This is a genomic window from Oscillibacter sp. CAG:155, from assembly GCA_000436875.1.
In the GTDB taxonomy this organism is placed as follows: Bacteria; Bacillota; Clostridia; order Oscillospirales; family Oscillospiraceae; genus Oscillibacter.
This window is the reverse complement of record FR890833.1, coordinates 1-6,236: the sequence shown is the minus strand read 5'-3', so window position 1 is coordinate 6,236 and position 6,236 is coordinate 1. Positions and strand designations below refer to the sequence as shown.

Sequence of the window (6,236 nt, the reverse complement as noted above, 5' to 3'; positions counted from 1 at the left end):
CCTTGTCTTTCGTGTCCACGCCTGATATAATAACGATGTATTATTCCATTATGTAGTCGATGTTGGGACGGAATGTCGATTCTGTGACTACGACACAAGCCCCAGCCGATCAATCTCCCTCTGGTGCTCTGTGCCGGAGGTAACCAGGTAGATGCGTGTGGTTTCGATGCTGCTGTGGCCCAACAGGTCAGCCAGTTTGGCAATGTCCCGGCAGGTTCGGTAGAAGACAGTGGCAAACAGGTGCCGCAAATTGTGAGGAAACACTTTCCCTGGCTCCACGCCTGCGTGCTTGCACAGCCCTTTCAGTTCCGCCCAGATCTGTCGGCGGCCAAGTTCCTTTCCGCTTTTGGTGCGAAAGATCGCGCCGGAGGCGGTTTTTTGTTTTTTCACATACTTCAGCAGCTTGCGACGGAGTTTTCCGGGGAGCAGGATGGTGCGGATCTTGCCTTTGAGAGCGATTTCTGCTTTGCCCTGTTGGACAGCTTCTACGGTGATATACGCTACTTCGCTGACCCGGATGCCGGTGGCTCCAATGGTCTCCACCAGAAGTCCCAGCCGTTCCTTTCCCAATTTGTGGGCCGTGTTCAGAAGACGCTGGTAGTCATCCTTCGTCAGCTCACGGTCGGCATCCCGAAACAGACGGCGCTGGATTTTCAGAAACTTCACCCGGCACTCCCGCAGGTCAAGGAACTCCAGCAGACTGTTCAGGGCAGAGAGCATGGCATTGACGGTGGTCGGGGCGTAGTCCTGGGATATAAGGTGACCTTTCCATTCCGAGGTCAACTCCTTGCTGATGTCACGACCATCAAGCCAGCAGGCAAACGCCTGGATATCCCGCAGATATTTCTCCATGGTTGCACCGCTTTTTTCCTCCATCTGAAGATAATGGGCGTATGCTCGGATTTGTTGTTGTGTCAATTGACGGTTCTTCATAGAGGCCCTCCCATTTGAATGATATTGCTATTGTACAGGAAGTGTGGAGACAACAAAGCCCACGGCGGCAGATACCGCTGTGGGCTTTGCGTGCCGTATTGATAGATTTGCCACTGGCACGGGAAAGATATACGCTTATCAGGTTCTTTCCTCATAGTATTCCAGCCTCCTGCGCTGTAAGGTTATCTTCTTGCCTGCGGGAACCGGTGAGGTTCTGCCACACACTGGTACAGCACTGCTCCGCAGCGGCGGCAGATCAGGTACTTCAGCCGATTTCCCAGCAGTCCGTGATACTTGAAAGTGACCAGGGCTTCTCCGTGCTGCCAACCTTCTCCGATGTCTTGTGAGCCGCAGTACTGGCATCTGGTAACAGGAACTTGTGGCATAGTATTTTTCTCCTCTCTGTGTTGTTGACTGCAAACACACAATACCGAGAGACGATTCAGAAGTCCAGAGAATGTTGCTTCTCAAAATGGAGAAGTTCAGAGAAGATGAAATTGCAATACGCCTAAAAGCATTGTACGCCTGACTGCATAAAAATCAGGCATCTCTTTCCGCTTCTTCCGTCGGAAAGGGATGCCTGTCCGTCTCAAAGTGATTCAATTCGTATGCCAGTTCCCATGCCAATTTAAACCCGCAGTAGAAACTGTCCATGGAGCGTCCTTCTGCAATCAGGCTCTGGTTATCCATGATCCGCAGCACCAGTTTTCTCTCTGGCTTTTCCAATCGCTCGATGAGCTGCTTGTGACAATCATCAATTTCCTGCTCAGCCTCTGTCATAGGAAGTGGCGTGTAAAATCTGTTGTAGAGCTGTTTCAGCGCGTCGTTCATATGTCCTGCCTCCTTTGTAGCAAGACACCATACCACAGATCAGTTGAAAAAGCCACTAAAATATTTGAATTTCTGTAATCTGCAAAAGATGACATTCAAAAAGGGAACGCAGAATATAAAATCAGGGCCTGTGGTACCCCACAAGCCCTGATTTCTCCCATACACGGCGATAAGCCCCATAGGTTCACATTGTGTACCTATGGGGCTTATCCCGTGGCGTCTTCTCTTTTTTTAGGACAAAAAGCTCCGTGCCGGAGAGTATTTCCCTGCGGAAGGATGGAACGGGCAACAGGACTGGAGACGATGCGCCGGTGCGGCAGGGGCAATCCCAGGAAAAAAACCGCCCCGGCACAGCTGTGCCGGGGTGGTTTGGGTTTTGCAAGGTGCGGATCAGTCGATGGGCAGCACAGAGCCCTGATAGGTGGTGTTGATGAACTCCTGAATTTCATCGGAGTGCAGGGCATCCACCAGAGCCACGATGGCGGGGTCATTCTCATGACCGGCCTTGACGGCGATGATGTTGGCATAGGTCTGGGCGGCATCGGAGTCGGCGTCCTCAGAGGCCAGCGCATCCTCGGCGGGGTTCAGGCCAGCCTGGAGAGCGTAGTTGGAGTTGATGACGTTCAGGTCGAATTCATCGATGGTGTTGGGGATCATAGACGCATCCAGCTCGGTGAACTCCAGGTTCTTGGGGTTGCTGGTGATGTCATTGGGGGTGGCGTTGAGGCCGGCGTCAGGATCGATTTCGATCAGACCCTGGGCAGCCAGCAGCTGCAGGGCACGGGCTTCGTTGGTGGCGTCATTGGGAACGGCGATGGTGGCGCCGTCGGGCAGATCCTCCAGAGAGGTGGTCTTACCGGCATAGACGCCCATGGGCTCATAGTGGATCTTGCCGGCACTTACCAGATCCGTGCCGTTTTCCTCGTTGAACTGCTCCAGATAGGGGGTGTGCTGGAAGTAGTTGGCGTCCTCATCGCCCTCGTCCACGGCGGTGTTGGGGACGACGTAGTCGCCGTACTCCGTAATCACCAGATCAATGCCCTGCTCGGCCAGAATGGGCTTGACCTGCTCCAGGATCTCGGCGTGGGGCGTGGGGGAGGCGGCCACCTTCAAAGTGACGGTCTCAGCAGTGTCGCCGGTGTCTGTGCCATCGGTCTTCTCAGTGGTATCGCTGCTGCCGCAGGCGGTCAGGGATGCGGACAGGGCCAGGACCAGAATCAGGCTCAAAAACTTCTTATTCATCTTCTTTTCCTCCATTTAAATAATAGAATTTTGATTTATTTCAAGCGTTTGTCGATGCGGTTCGACACCCGGCTGAAAACGAATTGGATAATCTGGACCAGGACGATCAGGAAAACGACGGTCACGAGCATCATGGACGGGACCTTCCGGTTATAGCCGTACCGGATGGCCAGGTCACCCAGACCGCCGGCACCCACCGCACCGGCGATGGCGGTATAGGCCAGGATGGTGATGACAGAAATGGCTCCTCCCAGCACCAGGGAGGGCTTTGCCTCCGGCAGATAGACCTTCCAGACGATCTGGGGAATGGATGCGCCCATGGACTGGGCGGCTTCCACCACACCGGCGTCCACTTCTGCCAGAGAGGTTTCCACCATGCGGGCGATGAAGGGGGCGGCAGAGACCACCAGCGGGACGATGGCGCCCCGGACACCGATCTTGGTGCCCACCAGCAGCTTGGTGAAATCCATGATAGCGATCATGAGAATGATGAACGGCAGCGACCGGCCGATGTTGATGATCCAGGCAAGAATACGGTTGAGGTTCTTGTGGGGCCAGATGCCGTGATCTCCGGTGAGGACCAGCAGAACGCCCAGGGGCAGGCCGATGAGGTAGGCGAAAATGGTGGAGATGACCACCATGATCAGCGTATCAATGGTGCCGTCCAGAAGCAGGGCTCCATATTTCTCCCAGAATGCAGCGGTAAAGATCTCAAGCATGGTTTTCCACCTCCTCGACGGTGATGTTGGGCTGCGAACGAATGTACTGAAGAGCCTTGGAGGCCTCGCCGGAGTCCTCCGGCAGGCCCAACAGCATGGTGCCGAAGGCCTTGCCCTCAATATTGCGGGTATCGGCGCCCAGGATGTTGACCTTTACGCCGCAGTCGATTGCCAGGGAGGCAATGAGAGGCTCGTAGGAGGAGCCGCCGTTGAAGGCAATGCGGATGACCCGGGAGGGGGGCAGCTGGTCGATTCGGACGCCGCCGGGGTACACAAGCTGGCGGCCGATCTCCGTTTTGGGGTTGGAGAAAATGTCTTCCACCCGGCCCTGCTCGGCGATCACGCCGCCGTCCAGAATGGCTACCCGGGAGCAGATTTCCTCGATCACACTCATCTGATGGGTGATGACCACCACGGTGACGCCCAGCTTTTGATTGAGATCCTGCAAAAGCGCCAGGATCGAGGCGGTGGTGGTGGGGTCCAGTGCCGAGGTGGCCTCGTCGCACAGCAACACCTTGGGATCTGTTGCCAGAGAGCGGGCAATGGCCACCCGCTGCTTTTGACCGCCGGAGAGCTGGGCGGGATAGGCCCCGGCCTTGTCCCGCAGTCCTACCAGCTCCAAAAGCTCCATGGCCCGTGCTTTTTGCTGCTGCCGGGGCATGCCGCTGAGCTCCATGGGGAAGCAGACATTTTGCAGGCAGGTGCGCTGCATGAGCAGATTGAAGCTCTGGAAGATCATGGTCACATTTCGCCGGGCCAGCCGAAGCTCCCGTTCGCTGATGGTGACCAACTTTTCCCGGGCGCCCTCTCCCTCCATCCAGGCCAGACGCTGACCATTGACGGTGATGGAACCGGAAGTGGGGCGCTCCAGGAGGTTCATGCACCGGACTAAGGTGCTTTTTCCGGCGCCGGAGAGGCCGATGATGCCGAAGATCTCGCCCTGCCGGATGTCCAGGTTGATATCTTCCAGGGCGTGGACGGCGGTTTCGCCGGTGCCGAAGGTCTTGTTCAGATGCTGAATCTGAATGATGGATTCACTCACAATTGCGATGCTCCTTTACGAATGAATTTCGTGCGGGCAATAAAAAAAGCCCCTGGTGCAGCGATCTGCATCAAGGGCGAACGTAAAACCTTTACGTCGCGGTACCACCTTGGTTCGCACGGCTCCTCGCGGAACCGGCCTTTCGAAGTGCCATCACACTCCTGCGCTGTCACGTGCGCTCACGTCATGACCTATGCATCTGCGGTCGGCCACGCAACTCCGGGACCATGTTCGGCAAACCCCTCCGTACCCCTTTTCACCAACCGGGGCTCTCTTTGACGTACCTGCTTGCGTACTCTTCCCTTCATCGTCTTTGCGATTATCGATTTTTTTAATAACTGATGCACAGTTTACATGATAACAAGAAAACTGTCAACAGGAAAAATGAACATATAGATTTGAATATATTAGGAGTTAATTATGCATATAGCATAAAAACAAGGGAGCAACACACAAAACCGGCAATTTTTTCAGTGCTGCCGCCGGTATCGGATTGAAACGGGGCGGCAAAACTGCTATTATACTGTTCAATATGTAAAAAGATGGGGGAAACGGCGTTGAGGCGGAAACGGAATAAGAGCTTTGTGGAACGCTGGCTGCGGGATCTGCTGTGCGGTGTGCTGATTGGAGCGGGGGCGATTTTGCCCGGGGTCTCCGGCGGCGTGCTGGCGGTGGTGTTCGACATTTACCGGCCGCTGATGGAGACGCTGACCCATCCCCGGGCCGCCATTCCCCGATACTGGAAATGGTTTATTCCGCTGGGACTTGGCTGGTGCCTGGGCTTTTTGGGATTTGCCAAGGGAATCGCGGCGGCCATTCACGTTTCCAGCACTGTGACCACTTGGCTCTTTATCGGCCTGATTGTGGGAACGGTGCCATCCCTCTTTCGGGAGGCAGGCAAGGAGGGACGGTCCGCCGGCTCCTGGGTCAGCATGGCGGTATGTGCGCTGGCGGTGTTTTTCAGCCTATTCTATGTGGGACGGGTCGTCTGTGTGACGGTGGAGCCCAATTTCTGGTGGTATAATTTCTGCGGTGTACTGTGGGGCATGAGCGTGGTGATTCCCGGGATGACATCCTCTTCCGTGATGATGGCACTGGGACTGTACCAGCCCATGCTGGAGGGACTGGCCCGACTGGATCTGCTGGTACTCTCCGCCTGTCTGCCCGGAATGATTCTGACGATTTTGCTGCTGGCCCGGCTGGTCAGCTGGTTTTTCCGGCGGCATTATGCCATTGCCTTCCATGGGATTCTGGGCATCGTGCTGGCCTCTACCCTGGTGATCATCCCCACATCGTACAGTGGGGCGGGCGAGATTTTGTGGTCGGCGGTGTGCTGCCTGGGCGGATTTGCCTTGGCCTTTTTCATGGCCCGGCTGGATCAGAAGATCCAAAAGGATACGGTGTAAATCGCTTGACGCAGTAAACGTGTTAGTAGTATTAGAAGACGCCCCTGCGCCGTACGGCGCAGG

Annotated in this window: 6 protein-coding genes and 1 other annotated feature; of the genes, 1 reads left to right on the top strand and 5 read right to left on the bottom strand. The window is 55.6% G+C overall.

Annotation, left to right across the window (positions count from 1 at the left end; all coding sequences use genetic code 11):
- Window positions 1–87: 87 nt before the first annotated feature.
- The 5 genes from QZL67_RS00960 to QZL67_RS00940 all read right to left on the bottom strand — a co-directional run bounded on the left by QZL67_RS00960 (window position 88) and on the right by QZL67_RS00940 (window position 4,770).
- Entirely contained in the window at window positions 88–933 is an 846-nt protein-coding gene (locus tag QZL67_RS00960; RefSeq protein WP_022288919.1) for a tyrosine-type recombinase/integrase, read from the bottom strand.
- Between the two features lie 540 nt (window positions 934–1,473).
- Window positions 1,474–1,764, bottom strand: a complete 291-nt coding sequence (locus tag QZL67_RS00955) for a DUF6809 family protein (protein ID WP_022288917.1) — start codon at window positions 1,762–1,764, stop codon at window positions 1,474–1,476.
- A 390-nt stretch (window positions 1,765–2,154) separates the two neighbouring features.
- A complete protein-coding gene (locus QZL67_RS00950) occupies window positions 2,155–3,006 on the bottom strand; it encodes a MetQ/NlpA family ABC transporter substrate-binding protein (RefSeq protein ID WP_022288916.1) in 852 nt (283 codons plus the stop codon).
- A 35-nt stretch (window positions 3,007–3,041) separates the two neighbouring features.
- Window positions 3,042–3,725 (bottom strand): methionine ABC transporter permease, encoded by a 684-nt coding sequence (locus QZL67_RS00945; protein WP_022288915.1) that lies wholly within the window; start codon window positions 3,723–3,725, stop codon window positions 3,042–3,044.
- Window positions 3,718–4,770: a methionine ABC transporter ATP-binding protein gene (locus QZL67_RS00940; RefSeq protein ID WP_292919609.1), complete on the bottom strand. Its 1,053-nt coding sequence runs from the start codon at window positions 4,768–4,770 to the stop codon at window positions 3,718–3,720. The genes QZL67_RS00945 and QZL67_RS00940 overlap by 8 nt, the downstream gene beginning before the upstream one ends.
- A gap of 66 nt (window positions 4,771–4,836) precedes the next feature.
- Window positions 4,837–5,084: a binding site (T-box leader), on the bottom strand.
- A gap of 267 nt (window positions 5,085–5,351) precedes the next feature.
- On the opposite strand from QZL67_RS00940, the gene QZL67_RS00935 reads away from it, so the two are divergent.
- Window positions 5,352–6,173: a DUF368 domain-containing protein gene (locus QZL67_RS00935; RefSeq protein WP_292919608.1), complete on the top strand. Its 822-nt coding sequence runs from the start codon at window positions 5,352–5,354 to the stop codon at window positions 6,171–6,173.
- Window positions 6,174–6,236 lie beyond the last annotated feature (63 nt).